Raw genomic sequence first — 19,583 nt, 5'->3', positions numbered from 1 at the left:
CTAGGCTTTTCATCGCCCTCTTGCTAACGCTTCTTACATTAATTTTCTACCCTACCTTGCCAAGCATAATAAGCAATCCCTTTGAATTCCTCATCATATATTACTCTAAATAGATAAATATATCAGGTGTGTTGATTAGCCTTTATTTTACAAAGAAAGCCCTGAAATTTGTTAATTTCCGTTGCGGGGGACGCTTTCCGCAGGCACAGCTTCAACTAATTTATTTCGGTCGTCACCGAAATAAATGGATTTTCAGCTCGTGCTGTTCCTGATGGAAGGCTTTGCTTTGCTACGAGTGATCGCAGGAGCACTCGCCCCCTCCACTTCAATCAACAAGTAAATTCTTAATTAACAGTGCATTCTCTACCTTAAAACACACCTCTTAATAGCCAATATTCTCATAATCAACATGCCTGTAAATATATCTTCCTTCCTCTGTAGGCATTGTCAAATAATCATCCTTTAACTCTACAGGTTCATATTGGTCAGCAACAACTTTAAATACCTCAATTTTTGTTGGAAAAGGCAATTTTTCTTTAATACTTTCATCGAAATCATCCGATGTTCTTCCATCTGTAATTGCACTTTCTTGTTTGACATTATTTTTATTGTAGGGATATTTCTGAAAACGCCTTGGCTCGGTGGCTCATTATTTAGCTCAGAATGGCGAATTAACTCGAAAAATAGTGTCGAATAAAAAATGTTCACACTTACTATAAAATCCAATATAATAAATATCAGGGGATATATTCCTATTTTTACACGTAAATAAAACTAGTAACAAAAATTTTTGTTTATTTAAAATTCAATTCATTACTAGAAATATAATAATACAAAATAGTATGGAGGATAATTGGCTAGGAGGTGTGAATGTGGAAAATAAATTGAAAAATATTTGGATTTTTCTACTGGGGATGTTGACATACTTCGCTATCACAATGATTTTTAAATATTTCTTTTGAAATAAGGAAGATAAAAATGAAAAAAACAGTTAAGTTTCCTATTATAATAAGTTCTACTGTTTTATTAACAAGCTCGTTATTCCAAATTCCTACAATCTATGCTTCGACACCGAAACCAATTGTAAGTAATGTTGAAGAAACTATACAACCACAAGCTGCTCAAGTAGCGATATTCTTTGGTGGGATTGTTGTGGCTTGGATTGGTGATGGAATTATCACTTATGCAACTGGTCGTCCACCTGCTGGATGGATTGCGATGGGGCTTTCAAGTGTTGAACAAAAAATTAAATCGTTTGACAAAAATAATATATTATCAAGGCCAATCCAGGTGAGTTCAAATGGTCAAGTTAGTGGTTGTATTGCATATCCTTGTATGGTTTCTACATACGGAATTTTTGATTTAGAAGAAACACCTGAATTGAATTCATTAGAACGAAAGTAGAATGAACGTTAGGTATTGGACTTGCGTTAAATAGTCATTACTTACTCCCTTCTTAGTATCATTTATCTAAATAAAACCGTATGAAATCCATTAATAATGCTGATTTCATACGGTTTACTTTACTGTCTTCCCTATTCAACGAATGCGTGAATGTTAAAAAAGTGTGTCGGTATTCCCGATACACTTTTTTATAGAAAGCGTTGGCGGATTTCCTTTGAGGGTAATTCGCATACTTCTTTTTTCCCAAACCACCTATAACGATTTTTCGCTACAATCTTATAAGCAACATTTCGAATTATAGCTGGTACCGCAATAAATACATAAGCATAGCGCCAACCACCTTGCAGCCGACGTGCAATTTTTAAGGCAGCTGTCGATTGTAGAAAATAGCGCTCTTTTTCTATTAATACGATACTATCTGTTGGTGGCACATGATAGCGCGCTAATAGTTCCTGCCCTATCTCACTTTGCAGCGAGGCAAATTGAAAATAGCCTTTTGGATCTCGTTTAATAATAAATTGCACACTTGCATCGCAAAAATGGCACTCTCCATCAAACAAAACAATCGCCATATTTCTCACCTCATTCTGGTGTTGTGTAGCTATAATATGTACCGAGCGATTTCACTGTACAGCCTAGAGCTTGTAATTCCTCTACGGCCCCCTTCATCATTGTTTCTTCCTCATCAGCTAAAACATCCACGATAAAGAAGTAATCACCTAATCCTGTTTTCAACGGACGGGATTCAATTTTACTTAAATTTAGTTTACGCCAAGCAAATACCGATAATACTTGGTGCAGCGCCCCTGATACATCCGTTGGTAAAGTAATCATAAATGTTGTTTTCGTCGTTTCACTATCTATTTTAGGCAAGCGAATATTTTCCTTTGACAAGACGAAAAAACGGGTATGGTTAAAGTGAAAATCATGAATATTATTTTCGACAATTGTTAAGCCGTATTTTTCTGCTGCTGCACTATTTGCAATCGCTGCAATGCATCGCTCTGGTGAATCAGCAACAAGCTTTGCTGCTGCTGCTGTTGATGAATATTGATGTAACGGCACACCGCTGAAACGATAAAATAAATATTTATGACATTGTGCTAACGCATGTGGATGTGAATAAACCGCATCAATGCCTTGCCAATTCGCAGCTCGCTGTGGATGTACCATTAAATGCTGCTGAATTTTCGATGTAACTTCCCCTACAACAAAAAGATTCGCTTCATGGAATAAATAATCAATTGTCAAAGGTACAGAGCCCTCTAAAGCATTTTCCAATGGCACAACCGCCAACTCCACTCTCCCTTCTGCAACTGCTTCGATGCATTCAGGTATCGAGGCTTGTGGCATTAACCAATCGTTTGGGAATAAGCCCTTTGTCGCTAAATATGTAAATGATGCTTCTGGTCCTAAGTATGCGATGCGCTTTTCCCAATTTTGTGTAGACATTTTACGTCCTCCCTTTACTCATTTCGAAATTTTCTGTCTTTGGAATGTGTAGAAGAGCTGCCATACTTATTAGTATGACAGCTTTCTTTTTCGCTCTTATAATGCGCCAGAGCTTATTACCTCTGCTGATTCAATAAAGTCAAGGCGCTTTAAAATTTGAACCAATTCATTTAAATCAACATTCATGTTTGTTACGTCAAGTGATAATGTAACATTTGCACGCCCTTGAATTGGTATTGTTTGATGTATCGTTAACACATTGCAATATGCTTCTGAAATCGTTTCAAGTAATTTTGCCAAGGAGCCTTTACGGTCTTGGAGTTGTAAAAATAATGTTAAAATACGCTCTTGAACGATGGAGTGAAAAGGAAAAACGGCATCGCGATATTTATAAAATGCACTGCGTGATAAATCCACTTCCTTGACAGCATCCCAAATAGAGGCGACAGCACCTGTTTGTAATAGTGCCTTTGCCTCTAATGTTTTTTGCATTGCATCCGTCAAGACATCTTCACGCACTAAATAATAGCGCTGATTTGCTACGTTTTTCATCTTTCTACCCCCAAGCATTAATCTACAAAGTCAAATTCAAATTCCATTAAGCGAACTGTATCGCCATTTTCAGCCCCACGTTTACGAAGAGCATCATCAACACCCATCGCTCGCAATTGACGAGCGAAGCGTCTTATACCATCCTCACGACTGAAATCTGTCATTTTAAATAGACGTTCAATCGAATAGCCTGACAGTACAAATGCGCCATCATCATCACGTGTAATTTCAAAGTCTTCATTTTGTTTCTCATATTTATACAGCACTGTTGCATCAGATTCTTCTTCAGTTATTTCGTGTAACTCAAATTGTGGTGTCACTTCAAGTAAATCTGCAACTTCAAATAACACAGCTTTCAAACCTTGACGTGATACAGCTGAGACAGGGAATACTTTCACACTGTCGCCTACTTTTTCAAGGAACTGTTGTAAATTTTCCTCCGCTTCAGGCATGTCCATTTTATTGGCAACAACAATTTGTGGACGCTCTGTTAAGCGTAAATCATATTGCTTTAGCTCTTCATTGATTGTTACGTAATCCTCGTATGGATCACGTCCTTCCATGCCGCTCATATCAATTACATGGACAATTACACGCGTACGCTCAATATGTCGTAAAAACTGCATACCAAGACCAACGCCCTGATGCGCACCTTCAATTAACCCCGGTAAATCAGCCATCGCAAATGAACGACCATCCTCCGTTTCTACCATACCTAAATTCGGTACAATTGTTGTAAAGTGATATGCTCCAATTTTTGGCTTAGCAGCAGATACAACAGATAGTAACGTCGATTTTCCTACAGAAGGGAATCCTACTAAACCGACATCTGCCAATACTTTTAATTCTAAAATAACATCTAGCTCTTGTCCTGGCTCTCCTTTTTCAGCAAGCTCAGGTGCAGGGTTTGCAGGTGTTGCAAAGCGGCAGTTACCACGGCCACCACGACCAGCCTTGGCAATAATCGCTGTTTGCCCGTTCTCTACTAAATCAGCAATCACAGCCTTTGTTTCTGCATTAATAACAACTGTTCCTGGTGGTACTTTAATAATTAAGTCCTCAGATTTGCGACCATGCATTCCTTTACTCATGCCATGCTCACCGCGCTCCGCTTTAAAATGGCGCTTATAGCGGAAATCCATTAATGTACGTAACCCTTCATCTACTTGAAACACCACGTTCCCACCGTGACCACCATCGCCACCAGCCGGGCCACCATTAGGTACATATTTCTCACGACGAAAAGCGACCATACCGTCTCCGCCGTCTCCACCTTTTACATAAATCTTTACGTGATCGACAAACATTGTTTTCACTCCAGTCCTGCGCTTAATACATAGTGTAACGAGTTGTTTGTCACTTCTATAATATCAATGCACATATGTTCTATTTCTTTTAATATTGGCATTTGCGACCAATTCCCAGTCAATTGAAAAATCAACTGAAATTGTGATGCATCTGATTTTGTCACAATTTGAAGCTGATGCTCAGCATATGCATCAAGCTCATCATAAATTTGGATAACTGTGTTTTCCAAGTATTGTGCTATCGTTTCATCAAGCTTTAGTTGATTTACTGTTTGATTTACATCGCTTTCGAGCTTTAAATCAATTGCTGGAAAACGCCAAGCAAATGTTTGAAGCCATTCTGAAGTTTGCGATAGCTGTAATTTATTCATATTTGATAGCATTTTACTATAGTTTGCAATATCTTTAATGATTTGCTTCGCTTCTTCAATGCGCTGTAAATCTAAATTCATTTGAATTAAATTCAGCTGATTCAAAAAATCATGATTAGCAAAACGCAATACTTCATTTATTGTTAACGGCTTTGTTGTCATGTTATACACTCCAATCAGTATCGTTATTAGTATAGCAAGTTTTGCAGCTTTTTTCCCTTAAAACTACATAGAAAAATTTGAGCTTTCCAATACTTAAGAAAATTTCAGGCATCCATTGACAGAAAAAAGGCTGACGCGTAAGTTAAAGCTTTACGCGTCAGCCCTTTGCTGCAACCATTATGCTTCTTGAGCTACTGGGTATACAGATACTTTTTTCTTGTCGCGACCTAAGCGTTCGAATTTAACAACGCCGTCAACTTTAGCGAATAAAGTATCATCTCCACCACGGCCTACGTTTGTACCTGGGTAGATTTTCGTACCGCGTTGACGGTAAAGAATCGAACCACCAGTTACGAATTGACCATCAGCACGTTTAGCACCAAGGCGTTTTGACTCAGAGTCACGTCCGTTTTTTGTAGAACCTACACCTTTTTTAGATGCGAAAAATTGTAAGTCTAATGATAATAATAAGTTCATTGCGATGCACCTCCTAGACCATTTTATATTTCAATTCAATAAAGTCTGAATAACTAGCTGTCATCGTATAAAACTGTGTCACCATAGTATTCAGGATTACTTGAAGTTTATCGTCTGTTTCACGATCCAAGTCATTCGAGATTGCTACTTTTAAGTAACCACCTTCTTCTCCCTGCTCGATTTCTGGTGTGATACCTGTAAGATGTGGAATAGCATTGACAGCACCAAAGGCGATGGCAGATGCACCAGCACATACTAAATCACGTCCATAAACGTCAGAAAGTGCATGACCTGAGATTTCAAATCCATACGATTTTCGATTTTCATCGCTATAAATAGTTACCGTAATCATCCGGTTCACCTCAAAATTAAGCGTTGATTGCTTCAACAACTAATTTAGTATATGGTTGACGGTGACCTTGTTTACGACGGTAGTTTTTCTTCGCTTTCATTTTGAAAACAGTAATTTTTTTAGCGCGACCTTCTTTTACAACTTTAGCTGTAACAGTTGCACCTTCAACAGTTGGAGCACCAACTTTAACTGTTTCTCCACCTACGAATAAAACTTTGTCAAAAGTAACGATTTCGTCAGCAGCCACACCTAGTTTTTCAACGTAGATTTCTTGACCTGCTTCAACTTTGATTTGTTTACCACCAGTTTCAATAATTGCGTACATTAAAATGCACCTCCTCTTTAGACTAAGACTCGCCTGTTACTATCAAGGTGTTAGCTAAACTAGCTAATCTTAGGCACCTTGCCAGTGCGGTTGTAGCGGGTGCTACAAACAATAACATTAAAATATTACCATAATAAAAATACTACGTCAACCTATTCAAAACAATTTTCTCATAAGCGATGCGGTATTTCCGGTACTTCCATTCTCCTATTAAATTAATCCATAGTAAAATGCTCAATAATAGAATTGGAATAGATTGTGGTAACAGCAAAAATGCCACTATTGCAATTATAGAAAAAAAGCCAAGTGAAAGCGATAAAAAAACCTCATAAATTTTTGCTTTTGGAAATATTGTGAGCAGCGCATAGCAAATTATTTTCCCGCCATCCAGCGGTAAAAACGGCAATAAGTTCAGGCATAATAAATAAAATTGCACTTTAAAGAAAGGAGCCCCAAGTAGCGGCGGTAAAAATGCGCAACTTGCCATCCCAATAAGCGTTGCACAAGGTCCACCAAGTGCAATAATAAGCCTTTGTAGATACGTTCCTTCCTGCCGTAGCTTAATTTCGCCACCATACGGCATAATAACACAGCTCTTTAGCTGCAAGTTAACAGCTTTTGCTGCAAGTAAATGTCCAACTTCATGCACTATTAACGAGCATAAAATAATACTATAAAGTGCGATATTCCCAGTAAAAATCATCATCAACAAAACAATAAGCAATAAAGGATGAATCGTTATTCGCAGCATACTACATCTGCTCATTAAGCCAAGTTAATGTTTTTTCTAAATCAAGCACTTGATTGTCTTTCTCTATACGAATGTATAAATCACCTGCTTGTTTTGTTGCGATAAGTTCATTTACCGCAATTGTTGTGTAGGGTAATAGCGAAAAACTATCAATAAAGCCATATGTGACGGTCGTATTATCCTCATAAAAAATAGAAATAGTTTGTCCTGTTTCTTTCGTGAAGCCGGTAAATACAACGATACCATTCTGCAATGCATAAAGGCTTACTGCTTGCTCATATGTCAAGACATAGCCTTGATTATTCGGCTGAATGGCCGTGAAGCTGAGCATTTCTCTAACCTCAGGATAATCAGCAACTTCAACTTTTTTCCCTTCAAAAATAGAGATACTGCGTAAAGTATTTCGCATAAATGTTAAATCATCTTGACTGTAAACGATACGTTTAATAAAGCTCGTTGTTTTTGTTTCTGGCAATTGCGTTGTACCCCATACAACTGCACAAAATATAAAGGCAATTCCCCACTGCCACCTTTTCATGCCACCATCCCATCCGTTTTTAACAGTATATGCGAAAGCCTACAAAAAACCGCACTGCTTTTTAGCAAATGCAGATTAAATTGGTGAGAATATATTAAAACTTCGTATATTCATAAAGCCTATTAAAAAATAAAGATCACTTTTAAATAATCCAAAATTAAATTTTAAATACTTCATTTATATATTTTTAATCCCCACTTTTAAGTTGCTGTTTTCAAACCCTTAATAAGAAACACATTCTTTTAACTTCAATAAAACACAAAAGCTGCAAGAAAAGGCGAATAAAATTTTCCTTTTCTTGCAGCACCTATTTTTATTTTGTAAATAGTGATTTAAATTTAGCAAACATGCCTTTTGCTTCTGGTTCTATTGACATTAATGGCACAGATTCGCCTAAAATACGACGGGCAATATTACGATATCCTAAAGAGGCTTTATTATTTGGATCCATTACGATGGGCTCACCTTTATTTGATGAACTAATGACTTCCTCACTATCTATTATAATACCTAATAAGTCAATTGATAAATGTGTCGTTACTTCAGTAATATCCATCGTGTCTCCTGATGCCATTAAATGATGGCGAACACGATTAATAATTAATTTTGGTGCCTCAATTTCTTCTTGCTCCAATAAACCGATAATTCGGTCCGCATCTCGCACAGCGGAAATTTCTGGTGTTGTTACAACGATTGCACGGTCTGCCCCAGCCACCGCATTGCGATAGCCTTGCTCTATACCCGCTGGACAATCAATTAATACATAATCAAAGTCACTTTTTAATTCATTAATTAAGCTCTTCATCTGCTCAGGTGTCACAGCGTTTTTATCTGTTGTTTGAGCTGCAGGTAATAAAAATAGTTTATCATCGACTCGTTTATCCTTTACAAGTGCCTGATGCACTTTACAGCGACCTTCTACGACATCAACTAAATCATAAATAATACGATTTTCTAAACCTAACACAACATCTAAATTACGCAGACCAATATCTGTATCTACTAAGCATATTTTCTTTCCTTGAAGAGCCAATGCGGTACCGAGGTTAGCGCTTGTAGTCGTTTTACCGACGCCACCTTTTCCCGAAGTGATTACTATTGCTTCTCCCACATTAGCTTCCCCCTTTAAATGTTGTAAAAGATGGACGGATTTCCTTTACTTTTTGAATACGATCATAAGAAATTGTACCACTTTCATTTATATATGCACATAGCTGATCCATATTTTCCTTGACAGCTTGTTGTTCATTTGACATCGCTTCAACACGATCTGCTATGAGTACATGTGTTGGTTCAAAATGAGAAGCTGTAATAACAGCATCCTCATTGCCTTCTACACCAGCGTGTGCAACACCTTTCAGCTTCCCTAGAACATAAATATTGCCACCAGCTTCAATCCGCCCGTTTGGATTGACATCCCCTAGCACGATAATATCACCTGTTGCTCTAAGCACTTGGCCTGACCGTACAATCCCGACATATGTATCGCACTTTTTTTGTAACACCCTTTGATTGCTTTCTTCAATTGTTAATACATCACTTTGCACTTTTGACACAATTAAGTTTCCTTGTTGTTGTACAATTTGAATAAGCTCTTTTTTTTGTGCACTTGTGCAATAACGGGTACCTAGGTGTAACTGTACGTCTAATTTCCCTTCAATTCCACCTTCAGAAGCTTTTTGTGCTAGCTCCTCTAGAAGCTCTGCATAGGCACATTGATCATCAAGCCGAAGTATTAAACCGTCCTTTGTTCCCTTAATATGGACAAGCTGTTTTTTCATGATAATATGCACCTCACACTCCATTGTCAATTACACCTTGGCATCTTTACTATCCGCCAGAGGCTTTAAATCAAAATGATGTTGTAACTCAGTCATTACATTAAGCTCCATTGTGCGCACGCTGTAACACTCGCTTGTTAATTAAATATTTAAATGCCCAACCAAGCATCGCTAAAAATATTAGATTTGCCATAATTGTTGGAATTAAGCGATTATTAAGAAACATTTGAAATGTCATTGGCGTGAAATTTATTAAAAAGAAAAATTCGTACAGGGCGATTTCCATTGATGCAACGAGCATAACCGCCAATACAGTGGTAATGACTAGATGCTGATGAATATATTTCACACTCCAACCGGCAATAAAGCATAGCAATGGATATAAAAATGAGTATAATCCAATAATATCAATGTAAAACACATCATACAATAGCCCGAAAAATAGACCATAAAGTACCGCTCGCTTACGATTATAATAAATCGCAATAAATATTAGATATAAAATTAAAAAGCGCGGCACTAAAAAAACGATTTGCTCGCCAATTACAATAGGTGAGAACATCGCAAGCAATGGCTCGAATAAAAATAATAATACGGCAATTGTTGGGATGAGTAAACGAATAAACATCTATTCCTCTTCCTCCTCCTCTGGCGGATCGGTTAAATTCACATTCGTTCCGTCGCCATCTGAACCATCAATTGCTGTCATATCTCGCTTTGCCACAATGACATTCTCCAGCATTGAAAAATCTGCTGATGGCTTGACATACGCCATTTTCGTTAATCCAAAATCTTCAGTTGTAACTTCTGTTACTTCACCAATTAAAATGCCTTTTGGGAAAATACCGCCTAAACCTGATGATACGACCTGCTTACCAACTTCCACTTCAAAGCTAGGATTAATACGCTTTAAAATTAATTCGTTACGCTCCCCGTCATATCCTTCAATTGCCCCAACAATATCTTTTTTCCCACCTTGTACAAGTGCTGATATACGATAATTTGCATTTTTCGTATAAAGTAGCTCGACTTCAGATGTAAATGGCGTCACAGCAATAATTTTACCGACTAAGCCTTGTGCTGTCATAACAGCCATATTTTTTTCTATGCCATGAACTTGACCTTTATTTAAAATAATTTTCTCTTCCCATTGATCAGGATTGCGCGCAATTACAGTTGCATGAATCGGCTGAAAATCTCGCAAGCTGTCTTCCTTGTCAATTAACTCACGAAGCTTTTTGTTTTCTGACTTCAATCCGTCAACTTCAGATTGTAAAACAACAAAATTCTCAAGTCGACTTTTTAAACGCTTGTTTTCCTCATACGTATTTAGAAGCGCTTCGATGTTACTATAAATACCCGTTATGTAGCCTGTTGGCTTTGCAGCAACGGACTGTGCAAAGCCAACAGTGTCTTTAATAATTTGTTCAGGTAATGTTGCGTTATGACGGTTGCTTAACGAGAAGCCAATCAATGCCACTAGAAAAACTGTGCTAACTAATAACACGATAATTTTTTTATTTGAAAAATGTGGCATTGTTTTATCACCTTATCCTTTTAATTGCTGTGCACGAATCAAGTCGATATTATCTAATGCCTTCCCTGTCCCAATCGCTACACAATCTAATGGGTTTTCTGCAATAAATACAGGCATATTTGTTTCAGAACTAATAACTTTATCTAAGTTTTGTAATAAAGCGCCACCGCCAGTTAAAACAATACCACGCTCCATTACGTCTGCAGATAATTCAGGTGGTGTTTGCTCTAAAGTACGCTTCACCCCATCGATAATCGCCGTTACCGATTCACGTAAAGATTCTGAGATTTCTTTTGCAGTAATTTCAATTGTCTTAGGTAAACCTGTAACAAGATCGCGTCCTCGAATATCCATAGATGCTGTACTATCTTCCGCACGAGCACTACCGATTTCCATTTTGATTGCCTCTGCTGTACGCTCACCAATCGTTAAATTATATGTTTTACGAATGTAACCAATGATTGCTTGATCCATTGCATCGCCACCAATACGAACTGATTCGCTTGTTACAACACCACCAAGTGAAATAACAGCTACTTCAGTTGTACCACCGCCGATATCGACTACCATCGAACCAGTTGGGTCCCATACTGGTAAATTCGCACCGATTGCTGCAGCAAACGGCTCCTCTATTGTAAATGCATCTTTCGCTCCTGCTTGACGTGATGCATCAATTACTGCACGTTGCTCTACTGAAGTAATGCCGAATGGTACACAAATCATAACATTTGGCTTTTTCCAGTTTGAACCTGAATTTTTTAATGCTTCTTTTAAATAGTATTGAATCATCGCTGTTGTAATATCAAAATCTGCGATGACACCATCTTTCATTGGACGAATCGCTACAATTGAGCCTGGTGTACGTCCAATCATATTTTTCGCATCATTACCTACCGCAACGATATCGCCTGTTTTGACATTTTTCGCCACAACTGAAGGCTCGCGTAAAACAATTCCTTTTCCTTTAACAAAAACAAGTGTATTTGCTGTGCCTAGGTCAATCCCGACATCCTTATTTCCAATTCCGAACAATGTGTGTACTTCCTTTCCTAATAAACCGTGTTTTTTATTTTTGTAAATAAGCTGCTTTTGTTATTTCAATTATATAGCAATATTATTTACAGCATGTAGCCTATCTAAACGATACGCTTAATTATAGCGGATAAAAGCTAAAAATTATAGTGTGATATATTGCTAAATACGATAAATAACGATTTCTTTTACCCACTTTTCTATTGTATTCGTTCTAATGGCGTGAAACAAATGAAAAATCGCCCACTATTTTTACAGTTTCATTGCAAAATTATGACGAAAAAGCGCGAGAAAGGTTCGTTATATTACACGAATTTTTCTCACGCTTCTTATTTTACATTAAAACTTATTATTTTTTAAACAGATTGGTTACATGTATCCTTTTTCTTTCATGCTAATATATTGGTGATTTCCGATTATCACATGATCAAGTAGCTCGATACCAATAATTAAACCTGCTTCTTGTAGGCGTTGTGTCACCTCGATATCTTCGGGGCTTGGTGTGGCGTTGTTGGGTAGAGAAAATGCGCCGTGCTATGTTGCCATAGTCGGTTTCACAATCCCCCCACAGAACCGTACATACACCTTTCAATGTATACGGCTCGCCAGTTGTTCGATTGGAATGCGTTTTTCGTGATGTGTGTGGTGACAATCATAACAGAGTACAATTGTCTTTCGGTTTCTTTGTATCATAATCTTGTCTAAATACTTTAAGTTTTTCTTGTTTTTCAGGTCTTTTAACTTCCGTACATGATGTACTTCCATTTGTCCTTCTGTTTTTCCACAGGCTTCGCATTTGTTTGCAAGTAAGCGTTTTTCAAACTCTGTTCTCGATGAGTATTTGAGTGTGTTTGGAATCATATCCACGTCTCTATCACTTACGCGAATAGCTCCCTTTTGTTTCGGCATATCTTTTAGTTTCACAAACATGTAGGCAACTTTTTCACCTTTTTTGTTCTTTGAAACGATTGATAGTCTACCTTGCTCATGCTTTCTCATACTCGTTGCGACCTTTTTAGATGTACTTCTTCTCTTATTAGCTAGCGTCTTAATAAAACTGCTTTCTGCTAAATAGAATAGTTTATCTAAATGATGATAATTATTCGCTAACTTATAGTAATTTGCTATGCCTCGTAATTCTACATTGTACGTCATTAATATTTCTAGTTCTGAATTATTAAGTAGTTTCTTTCGGTGAGTAATTTCAAAACTATCCAGGTTACCATATCCATTTTTGATCGCAAATGCACATATCTTTTTCGTTGGTATTTCTAACTTAATTGCACCAGAGAGTGTCCTTTTTTTAATCGGATGTTTATAGTTTTTATATTGAACACGTGTAATTTTTTCTTGACTCCATGTTTTAAACTCATAACCTAAAAATGGAACACCTTTTTCAAGATGTGTAATGACCGTTTTGTCCTCACTTAGTTCTAATTGAAGCGTGTTTGATAAAAATTCTGCGACAATTTGTTTGATTTGCTTGGCATCATTTTTTGAACCAGCAATTCCAATAACAAAATCATCCGCATAGCGAACATATTTCATTCTTCGATAGTTTTCATCCATCGGTTCAACCGATGGGATTGTTAATTGTTTAGCTTTTAGAATACGCAATTCTTCAACTAGGTCGTTTCTTTCTAGCCAGTCTTTATCTCCATATCTTATATCTAAACGTTGTATTTTTCTTTGAAGCGTTGTGATACGTCCACGGATTGTTTTCCATTCTTTGTTACGTTCACGGAGTTTACCTTTTTCAAAAACTTGCATTTCTTTTTCCATGAATAGATCTAACTCATGAAGGTATATGTTTGCAAGTAAGGGGGAAATGATTCCTCCTTGTGATGTTCCACTAAAGGTCTTATGATAACGCCAATTCTCCATTACTCCACATTTTAGTGCATTGTGTATAAGTAATAGAAATCTACGATCATCGATTTTTTTAGCAATTAGTTTTAACAGTGTATTGTGATTGATATTGTCGAAAAATCCTTTAATATCACCTTCTACACACCATGTCAAACCTTTCCACGTGTTTTTAATTTCAGATAAAACTGTATGACAACTATAGTTTGGTCGGAATCCATGCGAATGTTCACTAAAAATAGGTTCGTAAACTTGCTCTAAAATCATTCGCATTACTTCTTGAACTAATTTATCTTTAAAATTTGGTACACCTAAAGGACGTTTCTTTCCATTTGCTTTAGGAATGTAAACCCTACGCACAAGAGAAAAGCGAAATGTACCTTCTTTTAATTCTTTAATTATCTGTTCAATTTTCCCAAGACTAAAGCCATCAATTGTTTCCTCTGTCGTGCCTTTCGTTAGATTACCTGCATTTGGGTATAACTTTGCATATGCTTTTATCCATAAATCTTTATGGTATAGTAATCGGTAACAATCTTTTATTTTTCGATTATGATATGAGGCATTCCTTATAACGTCTAACTGCTGAAATGGATTTTTTGCCATATTCATGACTCCTTTCTTTGTTAACGTTAAAACAACCTGTCTTCCTTTCCCATGCTAAACTCATTACAAGCAAACGTTGGGTACTATGAAGACTCCGTTACCATATGTGATTTTCAAACGTCTACACGTTATAGCCACAGGGGCATTCACACTTAGGTAATCCCTGCATTACACATAAACTTAGATACGTGGTGGTTAGGTACCCCTTTTGACATTTTCCTTTTACTAAGAATTGAAGGATAAATCTCACTATGGACAAGAAAGTGGCTATTTCTAACAGACACTCTGGAAATGTGTCTACCATTTTATCCTCATTACCTATTAACTATCGTAGGTAACGGCGCACCCATCGCTCATCTGTCTAGGATTCAGGCAGTATAGCTTTTACCATACACCACTTGGTCTGAAGGACTGACTCGACTCTGATAGTTTTGTCGTCTCTCCCCCTTTTCACGTCATGCTATGTTCCCTCTATGAGTTTCCTCTCAAGGTAAGACGCTGACCATAGAACGTTGTGAGAAGTTCTAGTTTTCCTTAGAAAACACTAAGTTTACGCACATTACAGGCGCACTCCTGAGGGATGGTTATGTGCGCAAATAACAGAGGCTGCTGAACGCTTTATTGCTTCGCGGTACAACTCCCTTGGGTGCACTATTGAAGCGTTGAGAGAACCTATAAAAATCGTTTGCTTGTGAATAATTTGGTTTTTGGTGTTCAGAAAAAGAGCAACAAAGTTTTCTTGAGTTAAGGATGCCATTTCAGGCATTAAATATGAAGCTACATCTTCGGGGGAGCGTATTGTATAACGAGAATCCATTTCTTTTTGAGCAAGTCTTCTGCCAAGCTCAATAGCTGCTAGCAATTGTACCGCCTTCGCTTCGCCAATTCCTTTAATCGAGGTTATTTCTTCAAATGTGGCTTGCTTTAATGCGTGGAGTTTTTCAAAATCCATCAGTACTCGATTAGCAAGTGCGAGTACTGATGCTTCCTTTGTACCTGTACGTAATAAAATGGCAAGTAATTCTTGATTCGATAAACTGTGTGCTCCTTGACGTATGAGGCGCTCTCTTGGGCGATCTGCTTCATGTACATCACGAATTTTCAATTCAGGGAGCATAGACATAGTATAACTTCACAACCTTTCCATTAAATTGTCAGTAGTCGTAGATGAATAAGCAGTTCAAATACCGAGGCTAACGGAAATCCGACTACATTATTATAGTCTCCTTCAATTCGCTCAACAAAAAGAGCACCATTTGTTTGAATACCGTAGCCTCCCGCCTTATCAAACGGATCACCAGAATCAACGTATGCTTCAATAAGCTTCAACGAGAGTTGTTTAAATTGAACAACCGTTTCTTCCACAAAAACCGTCTCTTCTCCATCGGGCTGAATAATAACAATAGCCGTCAATACACGATGGAGATTATTTGATAGCGCCTGTAAATGCTCTATGGCTTCCGCGCGGCTCTTTGGCTTATGTAGTAAACGATCTTGAAAAACAACGATTGTATCAGCACCTATAACTGTTTTCCCGCTACATTTTGTTGCAACATCACGCGTTTTCAAACGCGCAACCTCCTGTACATATTGTTCAACTGATGGGGCTTGTACACTCGTTTCTTCTACGTTACTCGTAATGACTTCAAAAGGAATGTTAAGCTGGGCTAATAGTTCCTTACGTCTTGGCGATGCTGAAGCAAGTACAAATTCTGTTTGCGTTATAATATTCATTCAAATCTCCTCCTACTATTTCTATCATAGCGGAGAAAGTCATTTTTGAACAATTTCGGCAAATGCTCAAATTTGAGTTTTGCTACTAAATAGATGCTCAAAACTTAATTTTCAAACAATCATTTTCACCATAATAATGTGTTAAAATGTGTAAACGCATCACGTTGATATCTTCAGAAAGGCTTGATACTGCTGTGAGTATCTGCCCCCAATCTGCTGGCACTTCGCCCTCTTTTGGTTCTTGTTCAAAATAATTTTTTAGATACTTTTCATCCATCAAAATTTCAGGTAATTTTTGTATAGTTGGTTCCGTACACGCAGCAACAATTGATAATTGCTTCGAAAAAGCAGATGGCACCAATGTTGCAACTTGCTTATTTGTCGATAGTGCTGACCAAACGAAAAATTGACCATCAACCTCAATAATCGCCGCTTTATTCAAAAGCGGATTTGCAGCAATAAACTGCTCCGCCCCCTCTTTGCTTGAAAAAAGCGCATGCTGGCTTGCATAAAAAGAAGCATCCATTTCTTCAACCACTTCCTGTTGCACTGGTAAAATATTTTCTATTTTCTCTTTTTCTTCTTCTTTATTCACAAAATTTAACATCACAACAAAAAGAGCAACACCTATTAGTCCTGAAGCGATACCTAATAACGCAGCTCGAATCCATTCATTTTTTCGCATGCTTTTCACCACCTTATAAGTACCGTAGCAAATTTACAATGAAAAAAGGCGAGACTTTTGTCAGTCTCACCAAAAAAGTTTTCGCTACTTTTCTACAAATTTCACAACGAGCAAACATTCCTTAGCTCACTTAATAAATATAAGGAACCTGTCACAACTTTAGTCGAATTATCTTGTTTTAAATAATTCGCTACTTCTTGTAATGTCATAATAGTACCATTAACAGTTGATGGCATTTCAAGCATCTGTTCTGCTCTCATCGCACGCGGATTCGTGAAATCAACAAAAATAAAATTACTTGCAACAGGCTCTAATAGCTGAATCGCTTTAGCAACGTCTTTATCAGCTAACATACCCATTATAATTTCCACTCGTTCATCTGGAAATTGCTGCTGTATCGTTTGCACAAGTGCGGCAATGCTTGCAGGATTATGCGCACCATCCAAATAAACATGCGGTAATACTTGCTCAAAGCGTCCCGGTACCTGCGCTGTATATATACCGCGTTGAATCGCAGCTATATCAATCATTACTGAAAGCGTAGAAGCCATTTCTAAGAAGGCGGTAATAGCAACTGCCATATTATCGCCCTGGTGCATACCGAGCAGTCGCCGCTCTAAATGACTAATTTCAATTTGCCGTTCTAAATGTCGGTATGTTGTTCCTTCTACTTCAAAAGCTTCGCCAAGTGTAAAAAGTGGAGCGTTTTGTAACTCTGCCTCTGCCTTTACGACTTCATATGCTTCTTGTGGCAAACGCCCAACAACAGTAGGCTTACTATGCTTAATAATGCCAGCTTTATGCGAGGCAATCTGCGCAAGGGTCGTCCCTAAAAAGTTAGTATGCTCAAGCGCGATGCTCGGAATTACCGAAACGATTGGCATTATAACATTCGTGCTATCCTCTCGCCCTCCCATACCAGCTTCTAGTAACACTACATCTACTTGTTCATTATGAAAATGTAGCAATGCTGCACATGTCAACAACTCAAAATCCGTTAATAAATTATGCAATTGTGCTGCAGCCATTTGTTGAAAAACCTTGTCCATTTGTACTTCAGTAATTGGCTGGTCATTTATTTGTATTTGATCATGTACATCAACAATGCATGGTGACATAAATTTACCAACCGTTAAACCATGTTCACGTGCTATTTGCTCTACAAATGTTAGTGTCGAGCCTTTACCATTGGTTCCTGCAAAATGCATGACTTGCAATGCTTTTTGAGGCTGCCCTAGCTGATGAAGCGCCTGCAAAATACGTTCTAGCCCTGGTTTAATAACATCATCACTTGGCAAGTGCCAACGCAATTTATAATCATCAAACTTTGGAATCATTGCACACCTCGCGTCTTTAAAAATGTTCGCACTTCACCAATAAAGTATAAGGAGCCTGTCACAATTAGCAATTCATCTTGCGCAAGCTGTTTTTCAACTAAAAAATGCGCCCAATCCTCAACAATGTACTTATTTGGATGGTTGCTCTGTGCAGCGAGCATTTCAGCTGAAGCGGCACGTGGCATCGGGATTGTTGTAAAGTACAAAGCTGTTGCAACATTTTCCATCATTCGAATACTGACACCATGATCTTTATCCTGCAATGCTGCATATAAGAAATGATATTTTTTTGTTGGCTCTACTTGTTGTAAAGTTTGGATTAATGCTGTCGTTCCTTCAGAATTATGTGCTCCATCTAAAATTACCTGCTCACCGAAGCGTTCAAAGCGGCCTTGCCATTTTGCGCGCTGTAACGCCTTACGCACCGCGTCCTCTTGTAACTCGTCTAGTACAAGCTGACTTGCTTTAATGGCAAGTGCTGCGTTATTTTGCTGATGTGCCCCTTCCATCGCAGGTTGAATATTGGAGATAGTACTATCTCCTTTGTAGTGAAATGCCCCGTTTGCTAAGCGCTCAATATGAAATGCTTCATGCAAATGATAAAAAGGCGCTTCCTGCTGCTGTGCTACTTGTCGGATAACCTCTAGCGCCTCTTTATTTTCCACTCCCACAACAACAGGCTTCCCTTTTTTTATAATACCCGCCTTTTCCGCTGCGATTAGCGCATATGTATCCCCCAACATATCCGTATGCTCTAACGATATTGTCGTAATAACACTTACTTCTGGCGTAATAACATTTGTCGAATCTAGTCGCCCACCAATACCTGTTTCAAGCAACGCAATATCTATTTGCTCATGCGCAAAATGCTGTAACGCAATTAATGTTACAATTTCAAAAAAGCTTGGAAATTGTCCGTCCAAATGTTCATGAACAGCATGTGCTACTGCGTTAGCATAACCCAAAAACTGCTCATCAGAGATTTCTTGCTGATTAATTGTAATACGTTCGTTTGCTCGTTCTAAGTGCGGTGAAGTGAAGGCACCGACCGTTAATCCGTGCTCCATTAAAATTTCTCTTGTCGCATTTAATGTTGAGCCTTTACCATTAGAGCCAGCAAAATGAATAAATTTTGTCTTTTGCTCTGGATGTCCTAGTTCCGCTAAAATCTTTTGCGTAGATTCAAGAGGTGCTCCTTTATAGCTGCTTGCCTTTAATTGAAAAATAAAATCTGTGCACTGCTGCATCGATTGAAACATTGTTAACACCTCATCTTTATTCTGTGTTTTGTAGTTTTATTCCATGTTTTTCGAA

22 protein-coding genes, 2 pseudogenes and 1 other annotated feature are annotated in these 19,583 nt (G+C 37.8%); of the genes and pseudogenes, 1 reads left to right on the top strand and 23 read right to left on the bottom strand.

Features of this window, described 5'->3' with window-relative positions; translation table 11 throughout:
• Nucleotides 1-382: 382 nt before the first annotated feature.
• Nucleotides 383-529: a hypothetical protein gene (locus TY13_RS20705; RefSeq protein ID WP_154661579.1), complete on the bottom strand. Its 147-nt coding sequence runs from the start codon at nt 527-529 to the stop codon at nt 383-385.
• Nucleotides 530-978: 449 nt separating this feature from the next.
• On the opposite strand from TY13_RS20705, the gene TY13_RS10000 reads away from it, so the two are divergent.
• The gene (locus TY13_RS10000; protein WP_042475055.1) at nt 979-1,404 is read left to right on the top strand and encodes a hypothetical protein; all 426 of its coding nucleotides are present in this window, start codon (nt 979-981) and stop codon (nt 1,402-1,404) included.
• A gap of 188 nt (nt 1,405-1,592) precedes the next feature.
• On the opposite strand, the gene TY13_RS09995 is transcribed toward TY13_RS10000, so the two are convergent.
• The 22 genes and pseudogenes from TY13_RS09995 to TY13_RS09895 all read right to left on the bottom strand — a co-directional run bounded on the left by TY13_RS09995 (nt 1,593) and on the right by TY13_RS09895 (nt 19,528).
• Entirely contained in the window at nt 1,593-1,976 is a 384-nt protein-coding gene (locus TY13_RS09995; RefSeq protein ID WP_042475052.1) for a thiol-disulfide oxidoreductase DCC family protein, read from the bottom strand.
• A 10-nt stretch (nt 1,977-1,986) separates the two neighbouring features.
• A complete protein-coding gene (gene pheA, locus TY13_RS09990; RefSeq protein ID WP_042475050.1) occupies nt 1,987-2,856 on the bottom strand; it encodes a prephenate dehydratase in 870 nt (289 codons plus the stop codon).
• A 96-nt stretch (nt 2,857-2,952) separates the two neighbouring features.
• Complete coding sequence (locus TY13_RS09985; RefSeq protein WP_042475047.1) at nt 2,953-3,408, bottom strand: ACT domain-containing protein; 456 nt, start codon at nt 3,406-3,408, stop codon at nt 2,953-2,955.
• 17 nt (nt 3,409-3,425) lie between these two features.
• The gene (gene obgE / locus TY13_RS09980) at nt 3,426-4,715 is read right to left on the bottom strand and encodes a GTPase ObgE (RefSeq protein WP_042475045.1); all 1,290 of its coding nucleotides are present in this window, start codon (nt 4,713-4,715) and stop codon (nt 3,426-3,428) included.
• A gap of 5 nt (nt 4,716-4,720) precedes the next feature.
• Nucleotides 4,721-5,248: a Spo0B domain-containing protein gene (locus tag TY13_RS09975; RefSeq protein ID WP_042475042.1), complete on the bottom strand. Its 528-nt coding sequence runs from the start codon at nt 5,246-5,248 to the stop codon at nt 4,721-4,723.
• A gap of 177 nt (nt 5,249-5,425) precedes the next feature.
• Nucleotides 5,426-5,725: a 50S ribosomal protein L27 gene (rpmA, locus tag TY13_RS09970; protein ID WP_042475040.1), complete on the bottom strand. Its 300-nt coding sequence runs from the start codon at nt 5,723-5,725 to the stop codon at nt 5,426-5,428.
• A 13-nt stretch (nt 5,726-5,738) separates the two neighbouring features.
• The gene (locus TY13_RS09965; protein WP_042475038.1) at nt 5,739-6,077 is read right to left on the bottom strand and encodes a ribosomal-processing cysteine protease Prp; all 339 of its coding nucleotides are present in this window, start codon (nt 6,075-6,077) and stop codon (nt 5,739-5,741) included.
• A 16-nt stretch (nt 6,078-6,093) separates the two neighbouring features.
• Nucleotides 6,094-6,402: a 50S ribosomal protein L21 gene (gene rplU / locus TY13_RS09960; RefSeq protein ID WP_042475035.1), complete on the bottom strand. Its 309-nt coding sequence runs from the start codon at nt 6,400-6,402 to the stop codon at nt 6,094-6,096.
• A 15-nt stretch (nt 6,403-6,417) separates the two neighbouring features.
• Nucleotides 6,418-6,504, bottom strand: a sequence feature (ribosomal protein L21 leader region).
• A gap of 40 nt (nt 6,505-6,544) precedes the next feature.
• Nucleotides 6,545-7,153: a site-2 protease family protein gene (locus TY13_RS21035; RefSeq protein WP_230199421.1), complete on the bottom strand. Its 609-nt coding sequence runs from the start codon at nt 7,151-7,153 to the stop codon at nt 6,545-6,547.
• Between the two features lies 1 nt (nt 7,154).
• Nucleotides 7,155-7,691 (bottom strand): hypothetical protein, encoded by a 537-nt coding sequence (locus TY13_RS09950; protein ID WP_052344293.1) that lies wholly within the window; start codon nt 7,689-7,691, stop codon nt 7,155-7,157.
• Nucleotides 7,692-8,004: 313 nt separating this feature from the next.
• Complete coding sequence (minD, locus tag TY13_RS09945; RefSeq protein WP_042475033.1) at nt 8,005-8,802, bottom strand: septum site-determining protein MinD; 798 nt, start codon at nt 8,800-8,802, stop codon at nt 8,005-8,007.
• Between the two features lies 1 nt (nt 8,803).
• Nucleotides 8,804-9,472, bottom strand: coding sequence for a septum site-determining protein MinC (locus TY13_RS09940; protein ID WP_042475819.1), 669 nt, complete (start codon nt 9,470-9,472; stop codon nt 8,804-8,806).
• Between the two features lie 100 nt (nt 9,473-9,572).
• The gene (gene mreD / locus TY13_RS09935; RefSeq protein WP_042475030.1) at nt 9,573-10,100 is read right to left on the bottom strand and encodes a rod shape-determining protein MreD; all 528 of its coding nucleotides are present in this window, start codon (nt 10,098-10,100) and stop codon (nt 9,573-9,575) included.
• Nucleotides 10,101-11,009 carry a rod shape-determining protein MreC gene (gene mreC / locus TY13_RS09930; RefSeq protein WP_042475027.1) on the bottom strand — a complete coding sequence of 303 codons (909 nt, stop codon included), beginning with the start codon at nt 11,007-11,009 and terminating at the stop codon, nt 10,101-10,103.
• Nucleotides 11,010-11,021: 12 nt separating this feature from the next.
• A complete protein-coding gene (locus tag TY13_RS09925; protein WP_042475025.1) occupies nt 11,022-12,041 on the bottom strand; it encodes a rod shape-determining protein in 1,020 nt (339 codons plus the stop codon).
• 369 nt (nt 12,042-12,410) lie between these two features.
• Nucleotides 12,411-12,551: pseudogene (locus TY13_RS20145) on the bottom strand (JAB domain-containing protein); the annotation flags it as partial.
• Nucleotides 12,552-12,629: 78 nt separating this feature from the next.
• The gene (locus TY13_RS09920) at nt 12,630-14,513 is read right to left on the bottom strand and encodes a reverse transcriptase/maturase family protein (RefSeq protein ID WP_042475023.1); all 1,884 of its coding nucleotides are present in this window, start codon (nt 14,511-14,513) and stop codon (nt 12,630-12,632) included.
• Between the two features lie 571 nt (nt 14,514-15,084).
• Nucleotides 15,085-15,636 (bottom strand): annotated as a pseudogene (gene radC / locus TY13_RS09915) (RadC family protein); the annotation flags it as partial.
• 23 nt (nt 15,637-15,659) lie between these two features.
• Nucleotides 15,660-16,247, bottom strand: coding sequence for a Maf family protein (locus TY13_RS09910; RefSeq protein ID WP_042475020.1), 588 nt, complete (start codon nt 16,245-16,247; stop codon nt 15,660-15,662).
• Nucleotides 16,248-16,344: 97 nt separating this feature from the next.
• On the bottom strand, nt 16,345-16,932 hold the full coding sequence (locus TY13_RS09905; protein WP_052344292.1) for a hypothetical protein: 588 nt from the start codon (nt 16,930-16,932) through the stop codon (nt 16,345-16,347).
• 101 nt (nt 16,933-17,033) lie between these two features.
• A complete protein-coding gene (locus TY13_RS09900) occupies nt 17,034-18,269 on the bottom strand; it encodes a bifunctional folylpolyglutamate synthase/dihydrofolate synthase (protein ID WP_042475017.1) in 1,236 nt (411 codons plus the stop codon).
• Nucleotides 18,266-19,528, bottom strand: coding sequence for a bifunctional folylpolyglutamate synthase/dihydrofolate synthase (locus TY13_RS09895; RefSeq protein WP_042475016.1), 1,263 nt, complete (start codon nt 19,526-19,528; stop codon nt 18,266-18,268). The genes TY13_RS09900 and TY13_RS09895 overlap by 4 nt, the downstream gene beginning before the upstream one ends.
• Nucleotides 19,529-19,583: the final 55 nt, after the last annotated feature.

Source organism: Bacillus ndiopicus, assembly GCF_000612805.1.
In the GTDB taxonomy this organism is placed as follows: domain Bacteria; phylum Bacillota; class Bacilli; order Bacillales_A; family Planococcaceae; genus Metasolibacillus; species Metasolibacillus ndiopicus.
This window is presented reverse-complemented; position numbering and strand designations above follow the sequence as displayed.